Raw genomic sequence first — 23,340 nt, forward strand, 5'->3', positions numbered from 1 at the left:
TGGTAATTACCAGCTAGCCTTTTTCAAGCCTGGTACTTCACCGCGCATAGCGGCTTCACGAAGCTTAATACGGCTCAACCCGAATTTGCCCACATAACCATGTGGACGGCCAGTTTGGCGGCAGCGTTTACGCTGACGAGACGGGCTGGAATCACGCGGCAGAGTTTGCAGCTTGAGAACGGCATCCCAACGATCTTCATCGGACGCGTTCACATCAGAGATAATAGCTTTCAGTTCAACGCGTTTTGCAAAGAACTTGTCAGCTAATTTCACGCGCTTGACTTCGCGTGCTTTCATTGATTGCTTAGCCATCAGTAACCCTGCCTTACTTGCGGAACGGGAAGTTAAAAGCAGCCAGCAGCGCGCGGCCTTCATCATCAGATTTCGCAGTAGTGGTAATGGTAATATCCAAACCACGAACGCGATCGACTTTGTCGTAGTCGATTTCTGGGAAGATGATTTGCTCACGCACGCCCATGCTGTAGTTGCCACGACCATCGAATGACTTGGCGGACAGGCCACGGAAGTCACGGATACGTGGAACAGCAATGGAGATCAGGCGCTCAAAGAACTCCCACATGCGTTCGCCACGCAGAGTTACTTTACAGCCGATCGGATAGCCCTGACGGATTTTGAAGCCTGCAACAGATTTGCGGGCTTTGGTGATCAACGGTTTTTGACCGGAGATGGCTGCCAGGTCCGCTGCGGCGTTATCCAGCAGTTTCTTGTCAGCAATCGCTTCACCAACACCCATGTTCAGGGTGATCTTCTCGACCCGAGGGACTTGCATGACAGAGTTGTAATCAAACTGAGACATCAGTTGTTTGACTACCTCGTCTTTGTAGTAATCATGCAGTTTCGCCATCGTATTACTCCAAATTACTTGATAGTTTCGCTGTTAGACTTGAAGAAACGGACTTTTTTGCCCTCTTCGAATCTAAAGCCTACACGGTCAGCCTTGCCGGTAGCCGCGTTGAAGATAGCAATGTTAGAAACCTGAATTGCAGCTTCTTTTTCAACAATGCCGCCTGGTTGGTTCAGAGCCGGAACCGGCTTCTGGTGTTTCTTAACCAGGTTGATGCCTTCAACAATGACCTTGCCAGCAGACAGGACATTTTTTACTTTACCGCGCTTACCTTTGTCTTTCCCGGTAATCACGATAACTTCGTCATCACGACGGATCTTCGCTGCCATGTTCGCTCCTTAGAGTACTTCTGGTGCCAGAGAGATAATTTTCATGAACTTCTCATTACGCAGTTCACGAGTTACCGGCCCAAAAATACGCGTACCGATAGGCTGCTCGCTGTTATTGTTCAAAATAACGCATGCATTGCCATCGAAGCGAATGACAGAACCGTCCGGGCGACGTACACCCTTCTTGGTGCGCACCACTACCGCCTTCAGAACATCGCCTTTCTTCACCTTACCGCGAGGAATTGCTTCCTTGATGGTAATTTTGATGATGTCGCCGACGCCTGCGTAGCGACGGTGCGAGCCACCTAGAACCTTGATACACATTACGCGACGTGCACCGGAGTTGTCGGCGACGTTCAGCATAGTCTGTTCTTGGATCATTTTAGTGCTCCGCTAATGTCAACTACTACTTTAAAGACCCAAGTAAAAATTAGGCCGTTGAAAAGCCCCATAACCGAGGGCGCAGCATTATAACACCGCTTACTTGGTATGGGTAGAAAAAATAAACGGCTCATTTTCTGAGCCGTTTATTAAGTGAGAGCCAGCTACTCTATTACAGAATCGCTTTCTCTACAACGCGAACCAACGTCCAGGACTTAGTCTTGGACAGTGGGCGGCATTCGCGGATTTCCACCACGTCGCCGGTACCACATTCGTTGTTCTCGTCATGTACGTGCAGCTTGGTCGTACGTTTGATGAATTTCCCGTAGATCGGGTGCTTCACAGTACGCTCGATAGCAACAACGATGGATTTCTCCATTTTATCGCTAACAACACGACCCTGCAGGGTACGGATAACTTCAGTCATTTACACACCCGCCTTTTGAGTCAGTAAAGTCTTAACGCGTGCGACGTCACGACGCACTTGTTTCAACAGGTGAGTTTGTTGCAGCTGGCCACTGGCCGCCTGCATGCGCAAGTTGAATTGCTCACGCAGCAGGTTGAGCAGCTCGGCATTCAGCTCTTCAACGCTTTTTTCACGCAGCTCTTGTGCTTTCATTACATCACCGTCTTAGTTACAAAGGTGGTTTTGATCGGCAGTTTCGCTGCTGCCAGTTTGAATGCCTCGCGGGCAACCTCTTCTGGCACGCCGTCCATTTCGTACAGGACCTTACCAGGCTGGATCAGGGCAACCCAATACTCCACGTTACCCTTACCTTTACCCATACGCACTTCCAGCGGCTTCTCGGTGATCGGTTTGTCCGGGAATACACGGATCCAGATCTTGCCTTGACGCTTAACTGCACGAGTCATTGCACGACGAGCTGCTTCGATTTGACGAGCAGTCAGACGGCCACGGCCAACAGCTTTCAGACCGAAAGTGCCGAAGCTAACATCCGTACCTTGCGCCAGACCACGGTTGCGGCCCTTGTGCACCTTACGGAATTTTGTACGCTTTGGTTGTAACATCAGCGACTCTCCTTACTTGCGGCCTTTACGCTGCTGCTTTTTAGGTTGAGCAGCCGGTTCCGGTTGTTCAACTGCAGCCATACCACCCAGGATCTCACCTTTGAAGATCCATACCTTAACGCCGATTACACCATAAGTGGTGTGCGCTTCAGATGTGTTGTAGTCGATGTCCGCACGCAGAGTGTGCAATGGAACACGACCTTCGCGGTACCATTCGGTACGTGCGATTTCAGCGCCGCCAAGACGGCCGCTTACTTCAACTTTGATACCTTTAGCGCCAAGACGCATTGCGTTCTGTACTGCACGCTTCATAGCACGACGGAACATAACGCGACGTTCCAGCTGAGAAGTGATGCTGTCAGCAACCAATTTAGCGTCGAGTTCCGGTTTACGGACTTCGGCGATGTTGATCTGTGCAGGAACGCCAGCGATGTCCGCTACGACCTTGCGCAGTTTTTCGACGTCTTCACCTTTCTTGCCGATAACGATGCCTGGGCGAGCAGTGTGAATGGTCACACGGATGCTCTTCGCAGGACGCTCGATAACGATGCGAGAAACGGAAGCTTTCGACAGTTCCTTAGTCAGGAATTGACGAACTTTAAAGTCGCTGTCCAGGTTGTCAGCGAATTCTTTGGTATTCGCATACCAAGTAGAGTTCCAAGGTTTGACAATACCCAGGCGAATACCATTAGGATGTACTTTCTGACCCATTGCTAGTCTCCAGAGTCTCAGCGATCGGACACAACCACAGTAATGTGGCTGGTGCGCTTCAGGATGCGATCTGCACGACCTTTTGCACGCGGCATAATGCGCTTCATGCTTGGGCCTTCGTCTACGAAGATTTTCGTAACTTTCAGATCATCGATGTCAGCGCCATCGTTGTGTTCTGCGTTAGCAATGGCAGACTCCAGCACTTTCTTAACCAGACCAGCAGCTTTCTTGTTGGTGTAGGTCAGAGTTTCCAGAGCTTGCGACACTTTCTTACCGCGAATCAGGTCAGCAACAAGGCGAACCTTCTGAGCAGAAGAACGAGCGTGGCGATGTTTAGCGATAGTTTCCATCTCTTCCTCCTACCTTAGCGCTTTTTAGCTTTTTTATCAGCCGCATGGCCGCGATAAGTACGAGTCGGCGCGAATTCACCCAGTTTGTGACCGACCATTTCATCGGAAACGAACACTGGTACGTGCTGACGACCATTATGGACAGCGATGGTCAAACCGATCATGTTAGGAAAGATCGTTGAACGACGGGACCAAGTGCGCAAAGGCTTCTTGTCACCGCTTTCCACCGCTTTCTCTACCTTCTTCAGCAAGTGCAGGTCAATAAAAGGACCTTTCTTGAGAGAACGTGGCATGGCTTATCCTCTAATTATTTTTTGCTACGGCGACGTACGATGAACTTATCAGTACGCTTGTTGCTACGGGTCTTCTTACCTTTGGTCTGAACGCCCCACGGAGTTACCGGGTGCTTACCAAAGTTACGACCTTCACCACCACCGTGCGGGTGATCTACCGGGTTCATCGCCGTACCGCGAACGGTAGGACGAACACCACGCCAACGTGCAGCACCTGCTTTACCCAGAACGCGAAGCATGTGTTCAGCGTTACCGACTTCACCCAGGGTGGCGCGGCAATCAGCTGGAACTTTACGCATTTCGCCGGAGCGCAGACGCAGAGTTACGTAGGAACCATCACGAGCAACGATCTGAACGTAGGCGCCAGCGGAGCGAGCCATCTGGCCGCCTTTACCTGGTTTCATTTCTACGTTGTGAACCGTTGAACCAACTGGAATGTTGCGCATCGGCAGGGTGTTACCCGCTTTGATTGCAGCATCAACGCCAGATTGAATCTGGTCACCAGCTTTCAGGCCTTTCGGCGCCAGGATGTAACGGCGTTCGCCGTCTTTGTACAGAACCAGCGCGATGTTCGCGGAACGGTTCGGATCGTACTCCAGACGCTCAACCACAGCAGGGATACCGTCTTTGTTGCGCTTGAAGTCAACCAGACGATAATGTTGCTTGTGGCCACCACCGATATGACGGGTGGTGATACGGCCATTGTTGTTACGACCACCGCTTTTGCTCAGTTTTTCCAGCAGCGGGGCATAAGGTTTACCCTTGTGCAGCTCAGGGTTAACCACTTTAACAACGTGGCGACGACCCGGAGATGTAGGTTTACATTTAACAATTGCCATTGTTCTTACTCCTCCGACTTACTCTGCGCCGCCGATGAAGTCCAGATTCTGGCCTTCTTTCAGGGTGACGTAAGCTTTTTTCCAGTCGCTACGACGACCAACACGCTGACCGTGACGCTTCACTTTCCCTTTAACTACCAGGGTGTTCACGTCTTTGACTTCGACTTCAAACAGTTTCTGCACTGCAGCTTTGATTTCTGCTTTGGTCGCGTCTTTGGCAACTTTGAGAACGATGGTGTTGCTTTTTTCCATCGCAGCGGATGCTTTTTCAGATACGTGCGGTGCACGCAGCACTTTCAGCAAACGTTCTTCACGGATCATGCCAGCATCTCCTCAACTTGCTTCACAGCATCAGCAGTCATAACCACTTTGTCGAAGGCGATCAGGCTAACCGGATCGATACCTGCTACATCGCGCACGTCAACCTTGTACAGGTTGCGAGCTGCCAGGAACAGATTCTCATCCAGTTCACCGGTCACGATCAGCACGTCTTCCAGAGCCATATCTTTCAGTTTCTGTGCCAGCAGCTTAGTTTTAGGCGCTTCTACAGAGAACTTCTCGACAACGATCAGACGATCTTGACGTACCAGTTCGGACAGGATGCTTTTCAGCGCGCCGCGGTACATCTTTTTGTTTACTTTCTGACTGTGGTCCTGTGGCTTAGCAGCAAAGGTCACGCCGCCTGAACGCCAGATCGGGCTCTTTACAGAACCTGAACGCGCACGGCCGGTGCCTTTCTGACGCCATGGCTTTTTGCCGGAACCAGTTACTTCAGCACGGGTCTTCTGAGCACGAGTACCTTGACGGGCACCTGCTGCATAAGCAACAACAACCTGGTGTACCAGCGCTTCGTTGAAATCACGACCGAAGGTAGTTTCGGAAACAGTCAGCGCGCTTTGCGCGTCTTTCAATACTAATTCCATTGCTATCCCCTTACGCCTTCACAGCTGGTTTAACGATCAGGTTGCCACCGGTTGCGCCCGGTACAGCACCCTTAACCAGCAGCAGGTTGCGCTCAGCGTCAACACGTACTACGTCCAGGCTTTGAACGGTTACGCGCTCATCACCCAGGTGGCCAGCCATTTTCTTGCCTTTGAACACTTTGCCCGGAGTCTGGTTCTGACCGATAGAACCCGGAACGCGGTGAGACAAGGAGTTACCGTGGGTAGCGTCTTGGGTACGGAAGTTCCAGCGCTTAACAGTGCCAGCAAAACCTTTACCTTTAGAAGTACCGGTAACATCGACTTTTTTAACGTCAGCGAAGATTTCTACGCTAATTTCCTGACCTGCAGCGAATTCTTGACCTTCTTCCAGGCGGAATTCCCACAGACCACGGCCAGCTTCAACGCCAGCTTTAGCGAAATGGCCCGCTTCCGGCTTGGTTACACGGTTAGCTTTTTTGCTACCAGTGGTAACCTGAACGGCACGGTAACCGTCGGTGTCCAGGCTTTTAACCTGAGTCACGCGGTTCGCTTCAATTTCAATTACGGTTACTGGGATAGAAACGCCATCTTCAGTGAAGATACGGGTCATACCCACTTTTTTACCGACTAAACCAATCATTGTTTCAACCTCTCAATCGCTCAATGACCTGATTAACCCAGGCTGATCTGCACGTCTACACCGGCAGCCAGATCCAGACGCATCAGAGCATCAACGGTTTTCTCGGTTGGCTCAACGATGTCAACCAGACGCTTGTGAGTGCGAATCTCGTACTGATCGCGCGCGTCTTTGTTGACGTGCGGAGAGATCAGAACGGTAAAGCGCTCTTTGCGAGTTGGCAGCGGGATCGGACCACGGACTTGCGCACCAGTGCGCTTTGCAGTCTCGACGATTTCCGCGGTTGATTGATCGATCAGACGATGATCAAACGCTTTCAGGCGGATACGGATTCTTTGGTTCTGCATGAGACCAGAGCTCCAATTATTTATAAACGTAAATAATTACTCCTCACACCCATTTCGATTGATGGGGGAGTGTAATCGTCAACATATAACCCCCATATCGGGAGTATTGTTCGAAAGGCAAAAAAGGCCTGCCAATCGACTGATTCGCTAAAATCAGGCTTACCAAGATTAGGTAAGCCCGCGCATTATACGCAAAATGGCCCAGGAAGCAAGCCGCAGTTGGAAATATGCTCAGGAAATCGTCATTTTTGCGCGTTCAGCGGCAGTCGCGAGATGAGGACGGCTAACAGGGTATGAATTATGCTTGGCGGGGAAGCTCCCCTGCCCCACCGTAAAAACGGTCGCCGGCAGGAGAGACGATGACGAACGGAAGACAGGCTTACTCTTTGCGCTCTAGAACCTGGGCCTGGGCATAGTTTTGAATACCGAGGCGAGCGATCAGATCCAGCTCGGTTTCCAGCCAGTCGATATGCTCTTCTTCATCGGCCAGGATATCGATCATCAAATCGCGGCTGACGTAATCATGAATCGAGTCGGCATAGGCGATACCTTCACGCAGGTTTTTAGCGCCTGCCAGCTCCAGCGCCAGATCGGAACGCAGCATCTCTTCAATGTCTTCGCCGATGTTCAGCTTGCCGAGATCCTGCAGGTTAGGGAGCCCTTCCAGGAACAGGATACGCTCGATGTAGCGATCGGCATGCTTCATTTCGTCGATCGACTCGTGGTATTCCTTGTCGTTGAGGCGCATTAAGCCCCAATTCTTGAACATGCGGGCGTGCAGGAAATATTGATTGATGGCAACCAGCTCGTTGCCGAGCAGCTTGTTGAGGTGAGCAATGATCTTTTTATCGCCTTTCATAGGTAACTCCTCCTGGCCAGTTCTAAAAGTGTAGAACCTGTAAGCCAAGAGTCAAAAATAACCTTACCCTTTGTTAGGCAACTTCATGCATTGGGATGATAGTTCCGCGTTCCTCCACCATAATCTGTCTTGCCTGACGAATGCACTTTCCACAATCGGTACCAATCGGCACAAGTTCACGCAGCTGCTTCATGGTATGGGGATTGTGCTGACGCACCGCATTACGGATCGCTTTGTCAGTCACCGCATTACACAGACATACATACATAGAGAGACTCACTTCTTAACCAATGCATTGAGTCTAAATAGGAATGGTTTTTATTTCAATTAAGATTTGAACAAATTGCATAAAAAAAGGGCACCGAAGTGCCCTTTTTGTGTCGAAAAATTATTCGCGATTAAGCGATAACTTTAGCAACAACACCAGCGCCTACAGTACGGCCGCCTTCACGGATTGCGAAACGCAGACCGTCGTCCATCGCGATTGGGTGAATCAGGGTTACAACCATGTTCACGTTGTCGCCTGGCATTACCATCTCTACGCCTTCTGGCAGTTCGATGGTACCGGTCACGTCAGTAGTACGGAAGTAGAACTGTGGACGGTAGCCTTTGAAGAATGGCGTGTGACGACCACCTTCATCTTTGCTCAGGATGTACACTTCAGATTCGAACTGGGTGTGCGGCTTGATGGAGCCTGGCTTAGCCAGTACCTGACCACGTTCGATTTCTTCACGTTTGATACCACGCAGCAGAACACCTACGTTCTCACCAGCACGGCCTTCGTCCAGCAGTTTGCGGAACATTTCAACGCCAGTACAGGTAGACTTAACGGTGTCTTTGATACCAACGATTTCAACTTCTTCGCCAACTTTGATGATACCGCGCTCAACACGACCGGTAACAACGGTACCACGACCGGAGATGGAGAATACGTCTTCGATTGGCAGCAGGAACGGCTTGTCGATCGCACGCTCTGGCTCTGGGATGTAGCTGTCCAGGGCTTCGGCCAGTTCGATGATTTTCGCTTCCCACTCAGCTTCGCCTTCCAGCGCTTTCAGCGCGGAACCGCGGATTACCGGCAGGTCGTCGCCTGGGAAGTCGTAAGCGGACAGCAGTTCGCGAACTTCCATTTCTACCAGTTCCAGCAGCTCTTCATCATCTACCATGTCGCATTTGTTCATGAATACGATGATGAAAGGAACGCCAACCTGACGACCCAGCAGGATGTGCTCACGAGTCTGAGGCATTGGGCCGTCAGTCGCAGCTACTACCAGGATCGCGCCGTCCATCTGAGCAGCACCGGTGATCATGTTTTTCACGTAGTCGGCGTGCCCTGGGCAGTCAACGTGCGCGTAGTGACGAGTCGGGGTGTCATATTCAACGTGAGAGGTGTTGATGGTGATACCACGAGCTTTTTCTTCTGGCGCGTTATCGATCTGGTCGAAAGCACGTGCAGAACCGCCGTAGGTTTTAGCCAGTACGGTGGTGATCGCTGCAGTCAGGGTAGTTTTACCGTGGTCAACGTGGCCGATAGTACCAACGTTAACGTGCGGTTTTGTACGTTCAAATTTTTCTTTAGACACGGCTATATTCCTTACTATAGCGCTCTCCCCTTCTGGAGAGAGCACGGGACTTTGGTTTTAACCCTGCGGCTTATTTGCCACGGGCTTCGATTACGGCCTGAGCGACGTTGTTCGGTGCATCATCATACTTCAGGAATTCCATGGTGTATGATGCGCGACCTTTAGTCAGAGAACGCAGCTGAGTTGCGTAGCCGAACATTTCGGACAACGGTACTTCAGCGTGGATCTTAACGCCAGTCACTTCAGATTCCTGACCGCGCAGCATGCCGCGACGACGGCTCAAGTCACCGATAACGTCACCGGTGTTCTCTTCTGGAGTCTCAACTTCAACCTTCATGATAGGCTCAAGCAGAACTGGTTTCGCTTTCTTAAAGCCTTCTTTAAAGGCGATAGACGCGGCCAGTTTAAACGCCAGTTCAGAGGAGTCAACGTCGTGGTAAGAACCGAAGTGCAGACGAATACCCATGTCTACTACCGGGTAACCAGCCAACGGACCAGACTTCAGCTGCTCCTGGATGCCTTTATCAACGGCAGGGATGTATTCGCCAGGAATTACACCACCTTTGATGTCGTTGATGAACTCGTAACCTTTCGGGTTAGAGCCCGGCTCCAGTGGGTACATGTCGATCACAACGTGACCGTACTGACCGCGACCACCAGACTGCTTGGCGTGCTTACCTTCAACATCGGTAATCTTCGCGCGAATCGCTTCGCGGTAAGCTACCTGAGGTTTGCCCACGTTAGCTTCAACGTTGAATTCACGCTTCATGCGGTCAACGATGATGTCGAGGTGCAGTTCACCCATACCGGCGATGATGGTCTGGTTAGACTCTTCGTCAGTCCATACGCGGAATGACGGGTCTTCTTTAGCCAGACGGCCCAGAGCCAGACCCATTTTTTCCTGGTCAGCTTTGGTTTTCGGTTCAACGGCGATAGAGATTACCGGCTCAGGGAATTCCATACGCTCCAGGATGATTGGAGAGTCTGGGTCACACAGGGTGTCCCCGGTAGTCACGTCTTTCAGACCGATCGCAGCGGCGATGTCGCCTGCGCGAACTTCTTTGATCTCTTCACGCTTGTTAGCGTGCATCTGAACGATACGGCCGAAACGCTCGCGCGCAGACTTAACGGAGTTCAGCACGGTGTCGCCGGAGTTAACAACGCCGGAGTACACGCGGAAGAAGGTCAAGTTACCTACGAACGGGTCGGTAGCGATTTTGAACGCCAGAGCAGAGAACGGCTCGTCATCACTTGCGTGACGCTCAGCCGGAGTGTCTTTACCGTCGTCCAGGATACCGTTGATCGCAGGAACGTCAGTTGGTGCCGGCAGGTATTCGATTACCGCATCCAGCATCGCCTGCACGCCCTTGTTCTTGAACGCAGAACCACAGGTAACCAGGATGATTTCGTTGTTCAGTACGCGCTGACGCAGAGCGGATTTGATTTCTTCCTCGGTCAGCTCTTCGCCGCCCAGGTATTTTTCCATCAGCTCTTCGGAAGCTTCCGCAGCGGACTCGATCAGGTTCTGGCGCCATTCTTCAGCCAGATCCATCATGTCAGCCGGCACGTCTTCGTATTCGAAGGTTACGCCTGCGTCTTCTTCGTTCCAGTTGATCGCCTTCATCTTCACCAGGTCGATAACGCCGGTGAATTTGTCTTCTGCGCCGATAGCCAGCTGCAGAGGAACAGGGTTAGCGCCCAGACGAGATTTGATCTGGCCAACAACTTTCAGGAAGTTAGCACCCATACGGTCCATTTTGTTAACGAACGCGATACGTGGCACTTTGTACTTGTTAGCCTGACGCCATACGGTTTCAGACTGTGGCTGAACACCACCAACAGCACAGTAAACCATTACCGCGCCATCCAGCACACGCATGGAACGTTCTACTTCGATGGTGAAGTCAACGTGCCCTGGGGTGTCGATGATGTTTACGCGATGCGGTTCGAACTGCTTGGCCATACCAGACCAGAAAGCAGTAGTCGCTGCAGAAGTGATGGTAATACCACGCTCCTGCTCCTGTTCCATCCAGTCCATGGTGGCAGCGCCGTCATGAACTTCACCGATTTTGTGGTTTACACCGGTGTAGAACAGAATACGTTCGGTAGTGGTGGTTTTACCGGCGTCGATGTGAGCACTGATACCGATGTTGCGGTAGCGTGCAATGGGTGTTGTACGAGCCATTTGATTCCTCTATTCCTAGGGCGTTCAAGTTCAGTTAACCCAAGCGGGCCGATTTGACGCGCCCGCTTGGTTAGCATGACTACAGCCGGGTGATTACCAGCGGTAGTGGGCGAACGCCTTGTTGGCTTCGGCCATACGGTGAACGTCTTCACGCTTCTTAACAGCAGAACCTTTGTTCTCTGCTGCGTCAGACAGCTCGTTCGCCAGGCGCAGAGCCATGGATTTATCACCGCGTTTACGTGCAGCATCAACGATCCAACGCATTGCCAGAGCATTACGACGAACCGGGCGGACTTCAACTGGTACCTGATAAGTAGAACCGCCAACGCGACGCGACTTAACTTCTACAGTCGGGCGAACGTTGTCGAGAGCGACTTCGAAAGCTTCCAGGTGATCTTTACCAGAACGCTGAGCCAGGGTCTCCAGCGCGGTATAGACGATTGCTTCTGCAGTAGATTTTTTACCGTCTACCATCAGGATATTTACAAATTTGGCCAGCAGCTCAGATCCGAACTTAGGATCTGGCAGGATTTTACGTTGGCCGATTACGCGACGACGTGGCATGGAAATACTCCGTTGTTAATTCAGGATTGTCCAAAACTCTACGAGTTTATTTTGACATTAAAGTTAAAACGTTTGGCCTTACTTAACGGAGAACCATTAAGCCTTTGGCTTCTTCACGCCGTACTTGGAACGAGCTTGCTTACGGTCTTTAACACCGGAGCAGTCAAGTGCACCACGGACGGTGTGGTAACGCACACCTGGCAGGTCTTTTACACGACCGCCACGGATCAGGATTACGGAGTGTTCCTGCAGGTTGTGGCCTTCGCCACCGATGTAGGAAGTTACTTCGAAACCGTTGGTCAAACGCACACGGCAAACTTTACGCAGTGCGGAGTTTGGTTTTTTCGGGGTAGTGGTATATACGCGGGTGCATACGCCACGTTTCTGCGGGCAGGCTTCCAGCGCTGGAACGTTGCTTTTAGCAGCCTTCACAGAGCGTGGTTTGCGAACCAGCTGGTTAATTGTTGCCATTAAAAAAGCTCCTGGTTTTTGCTTCGTACTAGCTTCGTAAACATGTGATAAATCCCCTCGTATGCACTATTGGCAAAGTACGAGGACGCAGAATTTTAGGGCTGACCAGTATGGGTGTCAAGAAATATACAACATCACTCTCATCACCAGGCCATTTGGCTGCGGTGTTGTTCGGTTAATTCAACGAAGTGATTATAGCCGACGACAGTGATTTTGTGCGAGAAATGACCAACCAATCCCCGGGCTTCCAGGTCGTCCTGCAGCGCGTAAAGGGATATGGGGGCGGCGAGCAGCAATTCAAGATGGGCGCTGCCGGCAAGGCCGGCAAGCACGCCGTCCTGCAGCAGCAGCAGCGCGTCGCCCTCTGCCGTCAGGCGCAGCAGCGCAGGTAAGTCACATTGGTTTGGCGAATGGCTCAGGGTATACAGCATCAAAGGATCCTAAAACGTCATCACGGCGTCGTAGCCGGCCAGTTCGCGGCGCAGTTCGTCCGGCGCCAACACCTCGGCGTCCAGCACCCAATCGGTCACCTGGCTCAGCCCACGCTCCTGCAGCGAAGCCTGGCACAGATAGCAGCGCTCCACGTCATACAGCGGCAGCACGCCGAAGGTGGCAATGTAATTGCGCGCCAAAATCTTTTCCGGTTGCTGGCCCGGCAACAGCTGCAATACGCCATCGCCGACAAAAAACACCCCCAAGTCTTCGCTGAGCGCCGACGTGGCGAGCAGCGCATCCAGCCCTTCCCTGCCGCCGGCGCCGCCGTGCGGCCCGTGGGTGAAAACAAAAGCGACTCGTTTCATCATATCCTCAGAACTGCACCAGACGGTCGCAACTCAGCGACGCTTCGGCCAGGGAACCCAGCCCGCTCAGGGTAAAACCGGGCTGCAGGTTGGCGCTTGCCAGCCCCTGCTGCGCCGCCTCCTGCTCGTCGGTGACGCCACGGCGCAGCGCAGCAGCAACGCAGACGTTGAGCGCCACGCCGTGTTGCTGCGCCAGCTGCGCCCAGCCGCGCACCAGGTCGAACTCGTCGCTGGCCGGCGCGGTCAGCTGGTTGGCGTTCAACACCCCTTCACGGTAGAAAAAAACGCTGGAAAGCCGGTGCCCTTTCGCCAGCAAAGCCTGAGCGAACTGATAGGCGCTGCTGGCCTGCTGCGTGCCGTAAGCCGGGCCGGTGACCAACAGGCAATAATCGAGCATCAACGGTCGCTTCCCAACAGATCGCCGCTCTTGAACTGGCGGATGTACAGATACACGGTGTGTTTGGAGATATTCAGGCGATCCGCCACCTGGTTGATCGCATCCTTGATGTCGAAGATGCCTTTCTCATAGAGATTGAGCACCACCTGACGATTCTTGGCGTTATTGGACACCGAGCGGTCGGCGTTCACCTCTTCGATGGTGAACTCCAGCGTCTGCGCCACCAGATCGTCGACGGAAGAAGCGAAATTCACCGACGACGGCACGTCCTGCGTGGCTGGCGGCATAAAGGTCTGCATGATCTGCGAGAACGGCACGTCGAGGTTCATGTTGATGCACAGCAAGCCGATCACCCGCTGCTCGCGATTGCGAATGGCGATGGTCACCGACTTCATCAACACGCCGCTCTTGGCGCGGGTAAAGTAGGCTTTCGACACGCTGCTGTCGTCGCCGGCCATGTCGTGCAGCATGCGCAGCGCCAGATCGGTGATCGGCGAGCCGATTTTACGCCCGGTATGTTCACCGTTGGCGATGCGTACCGCAGAGCTGTTCAGGTCTTCCAGCGCGTGCAGTACGATCTCGCAGTGGCCGCCGATCAACATCGCCAACCCGTCGACCACCGCTTCATAGGATTTCAGGATTTCATGATCCGTTTGAGTAAACGGACGTTCATTCAGCAAATCAAGTTCGCTGGCTTCGCTGGATAAAAGCGAATTCGACATCGAAGATACCACCCTCATAGATCGCCTGTGCCAGGGGGCGCAGCTAAAACCGCTCGGACCGGATCGCTGCCGTCGTCGGCACGCCGCAGCGCGGCCAGCTGAGAGCGGCATCAAACGGCACGATGACATCCGCGGGCGAGGCGGCCGGGAACAATTTTAGGTACACGCCCTAAGGGGCAGACGCATGACTGATAAATCAGAATTATTAGTCTAGCAAAGCGGCCGGAGCAAAGTCCTTGCGTTTGCGCGTGGTATTGACGTTAAGCCCGATGCCCGGCAGGCGTCAAGCGTTCAATGGAGAGAGAGGCGGCGGCTGCCGAAATGAAAACCGCCGCGGAGGGCATCCGCGGCGGTGGCAAACAGAGCGACGATGTTATTTCGCTTTGGTAGCGGCTTTCGCGTCAGCCGGTTTTTCGGCTTTAGCGTCGGCTTTCGGCGCCGCTTTCACGTCCAGCAGCTCAACGTCGAAGACCAGCGTGGAGTTAGCCGGGATGCCCGGAACGCCGGTTTTACCGTAGGCCAGCGCCGGTGGGATCACCAGCTTGATTTTGCCGCCTTTCTTGATGTGTTTCAGGCCTTCGGTCCAGCCTGGGATCACGCCGTCCAGACGGAACGACAGCGGCTCGCCGCGGGTGTAGGAGTTATCGAACTCGGTACCGTCGGTCAGGGTGCCTTTGTAGTTAACTACCACGGTGTCGCTGTCTTTCGGTGCTTCACCCGCGCCCGGTTTCTCTACCTGGTACAGCAGGCCGGATTCGGTTTTCTTCACGCCTTTTTCTTTAGCGAAGCTGTCACGGTACTTGGCGCCTTTGGTTTCGTTGTCCTTGGCGTCCTGTTCCATCTTCGCCTGAGCGGAAGCCTTCACGCGCGCTTCGAAGCCCTGCAGGGTCTTCTCGATGTCGGCATCGTTCAGCTTGCTCTTGTTGGCAAACGCGTCCTGAACGCCGGCGATCAGCTGATCTTTGTCCAGCTTGATGCCCAGCTTCTCTTGCTCTTTCAGAGAGTTGTCCATGTAACGACCGAGAGAGGCGCCCAGTGCGTAAGCCGCTTGCTCGTCGTCGTTTTTGAACTTGCCGGTGCTCGGTGCTGCTGCCGCGTCCGCTGGTTTAGCGGCTTCTGCCGGTTTGGCGGCATCGGCTGCCATGACCTGGGTCGCATTCAGAGCAAAAGCCATGGTGGTTGCCAGAAGCGTGACTTTAAACAAAGATTTCATCCATTTCTCCAGTGTCTGAAGCAATGCCCCAAACAATCATTAGGTAAGATAACCGGGCTACTATAGCTGCCTGAAACAAAACAAAACAGTCGCACAGGTAACCAATCGAGTCAAAGTGTGACTCCCGCTTTGCCAAGAAGTTTCCCACCGCGTGCTACTCGCATGATAAATCAGATTTTTCTTGCAGAATATTCGGCGAGGTTAGCAAAAAACGGCGTATCAGGCGCGCAACTTTTCAGCACTTTACACTGCCGATCGCAACGTTGCGCGCCGTCTGGAGAAATAGCGCGAGCAAACCCGGCGCCAGCTGTTACCATAGCGCCGAATCAGGATTTTATCGCGTCAGAGGTAGCCTCATGCACAACGCCGACACTCAACGCCTGCTACAGCGGCTTGAAGAACTGGAGAGCCGTCAGGCCTTCCAAGAGCTCACCATCGAAGAGCTCAACCAGACCGTCATCCAGCATCAAATGGAAATGCTGAAGATGCGCGAACATCTGCGCATGTTGACCGACAAGCTGCGCTCGACCCAAACCTCAATGATCGCCTCGCAATCGGAAGAAACGCCTCCGCCGCACTATTGAGGGCCCGCCATGCGGTTATTTCAGGCGTGCCAGCCCTGCGACGGCACGCTCGAGATACCGGCGCGGGCACCCCAGGTTGATACGGATAAAACCGCTCCCCTGCGGGCCGAAACCGCTGCCCATCGACGGCGCCAGCTTCGCCACCGCCACCAGCGCCTGCTGCAAGTCAGCATCGTTCAAACCCAGCGAGCGGCAATCCAGCCAGGCGAGATAGGTCCCTTCAGCCTGGGTCATCGTGCACCAGGGCGCGGCGTCCGCCAGCGCCTGCTTAAACCAACGCCGGTTCTCCGCCAGGTAGTCGAGCAGCTCATCAAGCCAGGCAGCGCCCCGTTGATAGGCCGCGGTCGCCGCCGTCATCGACAGCGCGTTGAACACATCCAGCCCGTGGGCGTTCAGCCGATCGACAAACGCCTGCCGAAGCCGGGCATTGGGGATCAGGAAATTCGAAATGCGCAGCGAGGAAAGGCCGAACGTTTTGCTGGCGGACGTCGCCGCAATGACCCGCTCGCGATATTCCTCGCCCAGATGCAACACCGACGTAAACGTCTCGCCGGGTAGCAGCAGGTCGGCCCAAATTTCATCGGAGATCACCGTGACGTCGTGGGCGTGGCAGAGCGCCATGAGCCGCTCCAGTTCATCACGGCGCCAGCAACGGCCGGTCGGGTTGTGCGGATTGCACAGCAACAACAGCGGCGGTTTACGCTGCGCCAGACAGGCGGCCAGCTGGTCGAAATCGATCCGGTATCCCTGCGGGGTTTCCAGCAGCGGGTTTTCAATCACCTCTCTGCCGTTCATGGTGACTATCTTGGCGAACGAGCCATAATACGGCCCCTGCACCACCACGCCATCCCCCGGCTTGCTGAGCAGTTGGATCAGCATCGCCAACCCCGGCACTACCCCTTCAATCGACGTGAACCATTCGCGCCGCAGCGGCAAGCCGTGCCGCTTGGCAAACCAGTCGATCGCCGCCTCATAGTAAGCGTCGTCGCGTTCGCTGTAGCCAAAGACGCCGTGGTCCACCCGCTGATGCAGCTCCTGCTGCACCTCCGGCGGGCACGGAAAGTCGAAATCGGACACCCACATCGGCAACAGTTCACTGCCGTCCAGTTGCAGATAGCGGTCGGTGAAGTCCCACTTCACGGAGCCGGTGTTGTGGCGATCGATGATGGCGTTGAAATGACTCGTCATGTCAGGCTTCCTTACGCTGCAAGTCGTTCTGAGGTTGGAGTTTGGCGATACCGAAGCCGGTGACCCCATAAATCAGGGCGAACACCACCGCGGCATAACATTGGATCGCCCACGGCAGCAGATCGAGGGTGCTGACCCCCAGCGTGGTGGCCATGTAAATGCCGGCGGCCGTCCACGGGATCAGCGGTTCGATGACGGTGCCCGCATCTTCGACGGTGCGCGACAGATTTTTGTTGTCCAGCCCCATGCGTCGATAGGCCCCTTTGAACAGCTCCGCCGGGATCAGCAGCGCCAGCTTGCCGTCGCTGGTCGCGCCGGTCACCAGGATAGTGGTGGCAACGGTGGCGGCGATCAGCTGGCCGGTAGTGTGCACCACTTTCAGCAGCCGGCTGATGATCACCGTCAGCGCGCCGGTCAGCGTCAGGGCGCCGGCGAAGGAAAAGGCGCAGAACACCAGCAGGATCGTACTCATCATCGAGAACATGCCGCCGCGGTTCAGCAGGCGCGGCACATCGGCGACGATCCCTTCGACGTTATGGCCCTGAGTGGCGAACATCGACAGATTGAAGCCGTCCATCAACGCATTCAGCCCCTGCTGCAGGCTAAAGCCCTGCAGCGCGACGCCGATGGCGATCGCCAGCGCGCAGGCGGCCAGCATGACGGGGATCACCGGCCGTTTGGTCACCGCGCCCCACAGCACCAGCACCGGCGGCAGGATCAGCAGCAGATTGAAGTGGTACAGCCCCTCGAGCGCACCGACAATTTCGGTCACTTTCTCGGGCGTTGCCACACTGCCCACCGCACCGGTGTGGCCGGCGATCAGGTACACCACGGCGGCCAGGATAAAACTCGGCAGCGTCGTGTACATCAGATGCTGGATATGGCTGTAGAGATCGGTATCCGCAACGATAGCCGCGAAGTTCGTCGAATCGGACAACGGCGAAATTTTGTCGCCGAAGTAAGCGCCGGACACCACCGCCCCGGCCGCGGCGGCCAGCGGCACGTCCAGACCGGCGGCCACGCCCATCAGCGCCACGCCCACGGTGCCGGCCGCCCCCCACGAGGTGCCGGTGCACACCGAGATCACGCTGGTGATGAAGAACGCGGCGATCAGAATGTATTGCGGGCTGATCAGCTTCAGCCCCCAATACACCATGTAAGGGATGGTGCCGCTGATCATCCAGGTGCCGATCAGGCCGCCCACGCAGATCAGGATCAGGATAACCGGCATCGCCTTCGCCAGCTTGGCCACGATGGCCTCGATGATGTCATCCCAGCGGTAGCCTTGCCACCAGGCTAACGCGGCGGCGATGGCGGCGGAAACCAGCAGCAGCGGTTCAATGCGCAGGCCGAACTGGCCATAGCCGATGATGAGCAGCAACAGCATGGCCACAATCGGCAGCGTCGCCAGCCCAAGGTTGAGCGTTTTCTTATTATCCATATACGGCTCCTGTTGAAGATGGGGTACTGCAACAGCGTAATGGCTTCGGTAATTGGAGGATGTGAGCGCAGGCAACCGGCCATGTAATCGGTTTCATGAGATGGCGTTGTGTGAGCCGTCTCTCATTCACCGCGCTTGCTTTGCTCATGCGGTTCGCCGTCAGCTACGGAGTCTCGCAGGATAAGTTCGGCCGAAAAGCGGTTGTTTCGTGGCGCGACGTCGCTGCCGCTGTGAATCTGTAGCGCCAGGCGCGCGGCACGCCGAGCCATTTTCTCGATGGGATAATGCACGGTAGTCAACGCGGGGTGGAGATACTTCGCCAGGGCAATGTCGTCAAAACCGACGATCGACAGCGCCTCAGGCAGCTGAATGTGCCGTTGGTGGCAGGTGCGCATCATGCCGGCGGCCATTACGTCGTTGAAGGTCACTGCGGCGGTGAAGCATGGGTCGCTGGCCAGCACGCGCTCGGCCGCCAGTTCGCCCCCTCGCTCGTTGAAGGGCACGCTGATGATCCAGCTGCCGGGTACCTCAATGCCGGCGGCGGCCATGGCCTTGCGATAACCCGCTAACCGCTGCGCGCGGTCGTCGATCGGCAGATCCGCCGTCACGCAGGCAATTCTCCGATGCCCCTGGCGTATGAGCAACTCGGTCGCCGTCTGCGCCGCATTGGCGTTGTCGAGCCAGATGCAACGGTTGGCGATGGCGGGCAGATAACGATTGATCAGCACCAGCGCAGGCGTGTGGGCGGCGTAGCGCAGCAGCTCCTCCTCCCCCATGCGCGTGACGTGCGCCACGATGGCTTCGCATCCCTGGTTGATGAGAAAATCGAGGCCGCTTTTTTCCAGCTCGGCCTGATGCCCGCCGCTGCACAACATCAACCGCACGCCGGCCTGCCGCGTGATGTCTTCCACGCCCCGCGCCAGGCGTGAAAAAAACGGATCGTCGAGGTTGCCGGTCAGCAATCCCAGCATATTGCCGCTTCTTTTCGCCAGCGCCAGCGCGGCGGCGTTGCGATGGTAGTTAAACTCGCGCATCGCTTTCTCGACGCGTTCGCGGGTCACCGGTTCAACGTAGGCGGTATTATTGATCACCCGGCTGACGGTGGCCGTGGAAACGCCGGCGCGGCGCGCAACGTCTTTCATGGTGGCCATGGCATGTCCTGTTGTGCCGTTCGGCGCCCGGTGCGCCGCGCATAAAAAAGGGCAGCCGATGGCCGCCCTCTTGTCTCGTCACTGCGCTCTGCTTAGTGGCAGCCGCAGCCGCCGTTACCGCAACCACCTTTACCGTGGTCGTGACCATGGTCGTGATCGTGGCTGTGGCCGTGACCGCCGCAGCAGCCTTCACCGTGCTCGTGGTGATGGTCGTGCTCGCCGTGTACGTGGCCGTGCGCCAGTTCTTCTTCGGTCGCTTCGCGGATCGCGACAACTTCCACGTTGAAGTTCAGGTTTTGGCCGGCCAGCATGTGGTTGCCGTCAACCACCACGTGGTCGCCGTCAACTTCGGTGATTTCAACCGGTACCGGGCCCTGATCGGTGTCAGCCAGGAAACGCATGCCGACCTGCAGTTCGTCAACGCCCATGAAGACGTCTTTCGGTACGCGTTGCACCAGGTTTTCGTCGTAGTTGCCGTACGCGTCGTTCGCGCCGACGTGAACGTCAAAACGATCGCCAACGTCGTGGCCTTCGAGTGCTTTTTCCAGACCTGCGATCAGAGAACCATGCCCGTGCAGATAGTCCAGCGGTGCGCTCACCGGAGACTCATCAACCAAAACACCGTCTTCTGTACGTACTTGGTAAGCCAGGCTGACCACCAAGTCTTTTGCTACTTTCATGATATCTCCTACCGTTGGCTACTAGGACGCGCACCGTTATCGGGATGCGCGCCTTTTCCGGACAGATTGTAACGGAAATCTGCCTCGCTGTACCCTCCGGGATAAAAAAACGCTACTTCGGCTGGAAAATGCCGATCACCTGCTCTTGCGGGCGAACGTGTTTTTCCACCTGTTGTTCGGTCTGGCGCTGATGGTGGCCGCACTTGACGCACTCCACCACCTCCACCTGATCCTCCCGCCATACCGCCAGCGTATCCATGGCGCTACAGCTCGGGCACACTGCCCCGGCGATAAATCTTTTACGTGTTGCAGACATCGTTATGCTCCCGCTTATTCGTATTCGTCCCAGCCGTCGAACTGGCGGCTTTCTTTTTGCATTTCGCGATGGAACAGCTCTTCCAGCTCGCGCCGCGCCTCTTTCACACGGGAAATTTGCGCCACGTCGCCCTGATGCGGCGGCATCAGTTCACGCAGCATGCGCATATCCAGGCGGCGGAAATGCTGCTGGGCGCGGAAGGCCTGATGCGGGTGCATGCCCAACTCCATCAGCGCCTTGCGCCCCAGTTCCAGCGCGCTGGAGAAGGTTTCGCGGCTGAACTGTTTCACCCCCGCCTGCAGCAACTCATGCGCCTCCACGCGGCCGCGCGCCCGCGCCAGAATGCTCAGGTTCGGAAAGTGTTGCTGGCACAGCCGCACGATCTCCATGGTGTCTTCCGGCTCATTGCAGGTGATCACGATCGACTTGGCCTTCTCGGCGCCCGCCGCACGCAGCAGCTCCAGCTCGGTGGCATCGCCGTAATAAACCTTGTAGCCATAGCGCCGCAGTACGCCAACGGCGCTGACGTCGCGCTCCAGTACGGTAATGCGCATTTTGTTGGCCATCAACAGGCGGCCGATCACCTGGCCGAAACGCCCGAAGCCGACGATGATCACCTGCGGATCGTCATCTTCCACGTACGGCGTCTCCTCGTCTTCGTCTTTGGCGTTATAGCGCCGCGCCAAAATGCGGTCGATGGCCTGCATCAACAGCGGCGTGGTCATCATCGACAGCGTCACCACCACCAGCAGCAAAGAGAGTTGATCCGGCTGCAGCACCTTTTGGGCACCCGCCGCCGAAAACAGCACGAAGGCGAACTCACCGCCCTGGCTGAGCACCCCGGCGAACTGCAGGCGCACCGAACTGCGCAGGCCGAACAGGCGCGATACGCCGTAGAGCACGCCGGATTTGACCGTCACCAGCACCAACACGCCGATCAACACCTCGGCCAGATGGGTGTAGAGCACGCCGATATTCAACACCATGCCCACCGAGATAAAGAACAGCCCCAGCAGCAGCCCTTTAAATGGCTCGATGGAAATCTCCAGTTCGTGGCGGTATTCGCTCTCCGCCAGCAGCACCCCGGCAATGAAGGTGCCGAGCGCCATCGACAGGCCGAGCGCTTCCATAAACAGCGCCGAGCCGAGCACCAGCAACAGCGCCGCGGCGGTGAAGATCTCGCGCACGCCGGAAGCGGCGATATAGCGGAACAGCGGCCGCAGCAGGAAACGGCCGCCGATCAGCATGCCGCCGAACGCCGCCACCTTGAGCGCGATCTTCGCCCAGTCGTCGCTGGTGCCGCCGGCGCCGGCCAGAATCGGGATCAGCGCCAGCGCCGGGATCACCGCCATATCCTGGAACAGCAGCACCGAGAAGCCGAGCTGCCCCCCTTCGTTGCGGTTCATACCCTTCTCGCGCATCAGCTGCAGCGCCATGGCGGTGGAAGACATCGCCAGGCCGACGCCGCCGATCACCGCCGCCTGCCAGGCGAAGTGCGTCAGGTACAGCAACGCACCCAGCACCGCCGCGGTGATCAACACCTGACCTGCGCCGGCACCGAAGATCGAACGCCGCAGCTCCCACAGCTTGCTGGGGTTCAGCTCCAGGCCGATGATGAACATCAGGAACACCACGCCCAGCTCGGAGAAGTGCAGGATCTCGTCGACGTCGCGAATGAAGCCCAATCCCCAGGGGCCGATGGCGATGCCGGCGATCAGATAGCCCAGCACCGCGCCGATCCCCAGGCGACGGGCGATCGGCACCGTCACCACCGCGGCGAACAGGAACAGTAAAATGGCGGTCAGTAAGGTCGATCCTTCCATGCTCACCGTCCTCCGCGCGGCAGCGGGTGGCTCAGCCACTCGCCGTAGGCGTCCGCATGGCTACGCAGCACCTCCGGCTTTTGCCGCCGCGCCCAATACACCACGAACGGCGTCAGCCAATGCATATGGCACATCCCGGCGGTCAGCTCGAACGGCCGCAGAATATCTTCCATCGGGTAGTGGTTATAACCACCGGTGCGGTAGGCGCCTTCCGGTTCGCCGGTGGTGATCACCGAACGCCAGTATTTGCCCGCCAGCGCATTGCCGCCCACGCCGCTGGCAAAGCCGCGCGACAGTACGCGATCCAGCCACTCCTTCAGCAGCGCCGGGCAGCTGTAGGTATACAGGGGATGCTGAAACACGATGACCTGATGCTCACGCAGCAGCTGTTGTTCGTGATGGATATCGATAAAAAAATCAGGGTAGTGCGCGTAGAGATCGTGCACGGTGACATGTTCCAACTGCTGCGCCGGTCGAAGCAAAACCCGGTTCGCCACCGAGTCATGGGATTCCGGATGGGCATACAGCAGCAAGACCTTGGGCGGCTGCGACATCATTCCCCTCCAAAGCGTCGTCAGGGTAGCGGTTTTCCGTTACCATGCATCGCAAAGACAAAAACAGCGCGCGGTGCGCGTTCTGTTACCTTAATGATAATTTAA

The 23,340-nt window shown here is 55.7% G+C and carries 34 protein-coding genes; 1 reads left to right on the top strand and 33 read right to left on the bottom strand.

Features of this window, described 5'->3' with window-relative positions:
• Nucleotides 1-6: 6 nt before the first annotated feature.
• The 26 genes from rpsN to fkpA form a co-directional block, all read right to left on the bottom strand.
• The gene (gene rpsN / locus V8N38_RS23550) at nt 7-312 is read right to left on the bottom strand and encodes a 30S ribosomal protein S14 (protein WP_019456186.1); all 306 of its coding nucleotides are present in this window, start codon (nt 310-312) and stop codon (nt 7-9) included.
• Between the two features lie 13 nt (nt 313-325).
• The gene (rplE, locus tag V8N38_RS23555; RefSeq protein WP_004929756.1) at nt 326-865 is read right to left on the bottom strand and encodes a 50S ribosomal protein L5; all 540 of its coding nucleotides are present in this window, start codon (nt 863-865) and stop codon (nt 326-328) included.
• A 14-nt stretch (nt 866-879) separates the two neighbouring features.
• Nucleotides 880-1,194 carry a 50S ribosomal protein L24 gene (rplX, locus tag V8N38_RS23560; protein ID WP_019456185.1) on the bottom strand — a complete coding sequence of 105 codons (315 nt, stop codon included), beginning with the start codon at nt 1,192-1,194 and terminating at the stop codon, nt 880-882.
• A 9-nt stretch (nt 1,195-1,203) separates the two neighbouring features.
• Nucleotides 1,204-1,575, bottom strand: coding sequence for a 50S ribosomal protein L14 (rplN, locus tag V8N38_RS23565; RefSeq protein ID WP_000613954.1), 372 nt, complete (start codon nt 1,573-1,575; stop codon nt 1,204-1,206).
• A gap of 172 nt (nt 1,576-1,747) precedes the next feature.
• The gene (gene rpsQ, locus V8N38_RS23570) at nt 1,748-2,002 is read right to left on the bottom strand and encodes a 30S ribosomal protein S17 (RefSeq protein ID WP_004929760.1); all 255 of its coding nucleotides are present in this window, start codon (nt 2,000-2,002) and stop codon (nt 1,748-1,750) included.
• Entirely contained in the window at nt 2,003-2,194 is a 192-nt protein-coding gene (gene rpmC, locus V8N38_RS23575; protein ID WP_004929762.1) for a 50S ribosomal protein L29, read from the bottom strand.
• Nucleotides 2,194-2,604, bottom strand: a complete 411-nt coding sequence (gene rplP, locus V8N38_RS23580) for a 50S ribosomal protein L16 (protein ID WP_004929764.1) — start codon at nt 2,602-2,604, stop codon at nt 2,194-2,196. Before rplP ends, rpmC begins: the two co-directional genes overlap by 1 nt.
• A gap of 12 nt (nt 2,605-2,616) precedes the next feature.
• Nucleotides 2,617-3,315, bottom strand: coding sequence for a 30S ribosomal protein S3 (rpsC, locus tag V8N38_RS23585; protein WP_004929766.1), 699 nt, complete (start codon nt 3,313-3,315; stop codon nt 2,617-2,619).
• A 17-nt stretch (nt 3,316-3,332) separates the two neighbouring features.
• Nucleotides 3,333-3,665, bottom strand: coding sequence for a 50S ribosomal protein L22 (rplV, locus tag V8N38_RS23590; protein ID WP_002223844.1), 333 nt, complete (start codon nt 3,663-3,665; stop codon nt 3,333-3,335).
• Between the two features lie 14 nt (nt 3,666-3,679).
• Nucleotides 3,680-3,958, bottom strand: coding sequence for a 30S ribosomal protein S19 (gene rpsS / locus V8N38_RS23595; protein ID WP_004929772.1), 279 nt, complete (start codon nt 3,956-3,958; stop codon nt 3,680-3,682).
• 14 nt (nt 3,959-3,972) lie between these two features.
• Nucleotides 3,973-4,797 (bottom strand): 50S ribosomal protein L2, encoded by an 825-nt coding sequence (gene rplB, locus V8N38_RS23600; protein ID WP_004929775.1) that lies wholly within the window; start codon nt 4,795-4,797, stop codon nt 3,973-3,975.
• 18 nt (nt 4,798-4,815) lie between these two features.
• Nucleotides 4,816-5,118 carry a 50S ribosomal protein L23 gene (gene rplW, locus V8N38_RS23605; RefSeq protein ID WP_004929776.1) on the bottom strand — a complete coding sequence of 101 codons (303 nt, stop codon included), beginning with the start codon at nt 5,116-5,118 and terminating at the stop codon, nt 4,816-4,818.
• On the bottom strand, nt 5,115-5,720 hold the full coding sequence (rplD, locus tag V8N38_RS23610; RefSeq protein ID WP_004929779.1) for a 50S ribosomal protein L4: 606 nt from the start codon (nt 5,718-5,720) through the stop codon (nt 5,115-5,117). Before rplD ends, rplW begins: the two co-directional genes overlap by 4 nt.
• Nucleotides 5,721-5,730: 10 nt before the next feature.
• Nucleotides 5,731-6,360: a 50S ribosomal protein L3 gene (rplC, locus tag V8N38_RS23615; protein ID WP_015379265.1), complete on the bottom strand. Its 630-nt coding sequence runs from the start codon at nt 6,358-6,360 to the stop codon at nt 5,731-5,733.
• 32 nt (nt 6,361-6,392) lie between these two features.
• Nucleotides 6,393-6,704 (bottom strand): 30S ribosomal protein S10, encoded by a 312-nt coding sequence (gene rpsJ / locus V8N38_RS23620; protein WP_001181005.1) that lies wholly within the window; start codon nt 6,702-6,704, stop codon nt 6,393-6,395.
• A 379-nt stretch (nt 6,705-7,083) separates the two neighbouring features.
• Complete coding sequence (gene bfr, locus V8N38_RS23625) at nt 7,084-7,563, bottom strand: bacterioferritin (protein ID WP_060424586.1); 480 nt, start codon at nt 7,561-7,563, stop codon at nt 7,084-7,086.
• A 73-nt stretch (nt 7,564-7,636) separates the two neighbouring features.
• Nucleotides 7,637-7,831, bottom strand: a complete 195-nt coding sequence (bfd, locus tag V8N38_RS23630) for a bacterioferritin-associated ferredoxin (protein WP_015379266.1) — start codon at nt 7,829-7,831, stop codon at nt 7,637-7,639.
• A 130-nt stretch (nt 7,832-7,961) separates the two neighbouring features.
• A complete protein-coding gene (gene tuf, locus V8N38_RS23635; protein ID WP_015376315.1) occupies nt 7,962-9,146 on the bottom strand; it encodes an elongation factor Tu in 1,185 nt (394 codons plus the stop codon).
• 70 nt (nt 9,147-9,216) lie between these two features.
• A complete protein-coding gene (fusA, locus tag V8N38_RS23640; RefSeq protein WP_060428649.1) occupies nt 9,217-11,331 on the bottom strand; it encodes an elongation factor G in 2,115 nt (704 codons plus the stop codon).
• Nucleotides 11,332-11,424: 93 nt separating this feature from the next.
• Nucleotides 11,425-11,895: a 30S ribosomal protein S7 gene (rpsG, locus tag V8N38_RS23645; RefSeq protein ID WP_004956203.1), complete on the bottom strand. Its 471-nt coding sequence runs from the start codon at nt 11,893-11,895 to the stop codon at nt 11,425-11,427.
• A 96-nt stretch (nt 11,896-11,991) separates the two neighbouring features.
• The gene (rpsL, locus tag V8N38_RS23650) at nt 11,992-12,366 is read right to left on the bottom strand and encodes a 30S ribosomal protein S12 (RefSeq protein WP_004930426.1); all 375 of its coding nucleotides are present in this window, start codon (nt 12,364-12,366) and stop codon (nt 11,992-11,994) included.
• Between the two features lie 143 nt (nt 12,367-12,509).
• Nucleotides 12,510-12,797, bottom strand: coding sequence for a sulfurtransferase complex subunit TusB (gene tusB / locus V8N38_RS23655; RefSeq protein WP_019456119.1), 288 nt, complete (start codon nt 12,795-12,797; stop codon nt 12,510-12,512).
• A 9-nt stretch (nt 12,798-12,806) separates the two neighbouring features.
• Complete coding sequence (tusC, locus tag V8N38_RS23660) at nt 12,807-13,166, bottom strand: sulfurtransferase complex subunit TusC (protein WP_033636258.1); 360 nt, start codon at nt 13,164-13,166, stop codon at nt 12,807-12,809.
• Between the two features lie 7 nt (nt 13,167-13,173).
• Entirely contained in the window at nt 13,174-13,563 is a 390-nt protein-coding gene (gene tusD / locus V8N38_RS23665) for a sulfurtransferase complex subunit TusD (protein WP_015379269.1), read from the bottom strand.
• The gene (locus tag V8N38_RS23670; protein WP_004930418.1) at nt 13,563-14,285 is read right to left on the bottom strand and encodes a transcriptional regulator; all 723 of its coding nucleotides are present in this window, start codon (nt 14,283-14,285) and stop codon (nt 13,563-13,565) included. The genes tusD and V8N38_RS23670 overlap by 1 nt, the downstream gene beginning before the upstream one ends.
• 373 nt (nt 14,286-14,658) lie before the next feature.
• Entirely contained in the window at nt 14,659-15,498 is an 840-nt protein-coding gene (gene fkpA / locus V8N38_RS23675) for an FKBP-type peptidyl-prolyl cis-trans isomerase (protein WP_038878056.1), read from the bottom strand.
• A 356-nt stretch (nt 15,499-15,854) separates the two neighbouring features.
• Here fkpA and V8N38_RS23680 point away from each other — a divergent pair, with 356 nt between their 5' ends.
• Nucleotides 15,855-16,082: a SlyX family protein gene (locus V8N38_RS23680; RefSeq protein WP_033649297.1), complete on the top strand. Its 228-nt coding sequence runs from the start codon at nt 15,855-15,857 to the stop codon at nt 16,080-16,082.
• A 15-nt stretch (nt 16,083-16,097) separates the two neighbouring features.
• On the opposite strand, the gene V8N38_RS23685 is transcribed toward V8N38_RS23680, so the two are convergent.
• From V8N38_RS23685 to kefG, 7 genes are all read right to left on the bottom strand, one after another.
• Nucleotides 16,098-17,270 (bottom strand): MalY/PatB family protein, encoded by a 1,173-nt coding sequence (locus tag V8N38_RS23685; protein ID WP_147840494.1) that lies wholly within the window; start codon nt 17,268-17,270, stop codon nt 16,098-16,100.
• Between the two features lies 1 nt (nt 17,271).
• Entirely contained in the window at nt 17,272-18,711 is a 1,440-nt protein-coding gene (nhaC, locus tag V8N38_RS23690; RefSeq protein ID WP_147840495.1) for a Na+/H+ antiporter NhaC, read from the bottom strand.
• A 122-nt stretch (nt 18,712-18,833) separates the two neighbouring features.
• Nucleotides 18,834-19,862 (bottom strand): LacI family DNA-binding transcriptional regulator, encoded by a 1,029-nt coding sequence (locus tag V8N38_RS23695; protein WP_102985419.1) that lies wholly within the window; start codon nt 19,860-19,862, stop codon nt 18,834-18,836.
• Nucleotides 19,863-19,954: 92 nt separating this feature from the next.
• On the bottom strand, nt 19,955-20,542 hold the full coding sequence (gene slyD, locus V8N38_RS23700; protein ID WP_038878063.1) for a peptidylprolyl isomerase: 588 nt from the start codon (nt 20,540-20,542) through the stop codon (nt 19,955-19,957).
• A 112-nt stretch (nt 20,543-20,654) separates the two neighbouring features.
• Nucleotides 20,655-20,858, bottom strand: a complete 204-nt coding sequence (locus tag V8N38_RS23705; RefSeq protein WP_015379274.1) for a YheV family putative zinc ribbon protein — start codon at nt 20,856-20,858, stop codon at nt 20,655-20,657.
• A 14-nt stretch (nt 20,859-20,872) separates the two neighbouring features.
• Nucleotides 20,873-22,681: a glutathione-regulated potassium-efflux system protein KefB gene (kefB, locus tag V8N38_RS23710; RefSeq protein ID WP_033645251.1), complete on the bottom strand. Its 1,809-nt coding sequence runs from the start codon at nt 22,679-22,681 to the stop codon at nt 20,873-20,875.
• A gap of 2 nt (nt 22,682-22,683) precedes the next feature.
• Nucleotides 22,684-23,235, bottom strand: coding sequence for a glutathione-regulated potassium-efflux system ancillary protein KefG (gene kefG, locus V8N38_RS23715; protein WP_033645385.1), 552 nt, complete (start codon nt 23,233-23,235; stop codon nt 22,684-22,686).
• Between the last annotated feature and the right edge of the window lie 105 nt (nt 23,236-23,340).

Source organism: Serratia nevei, from assembly GCF_037948395.1.
Taxonomy (GTDB): domain Bacteria; phylum Pseudomonadota; class Gammaproteobacteria; order Enterobacterales; family Enterobacteriaceae; genus Serratia; species Serratia nevei.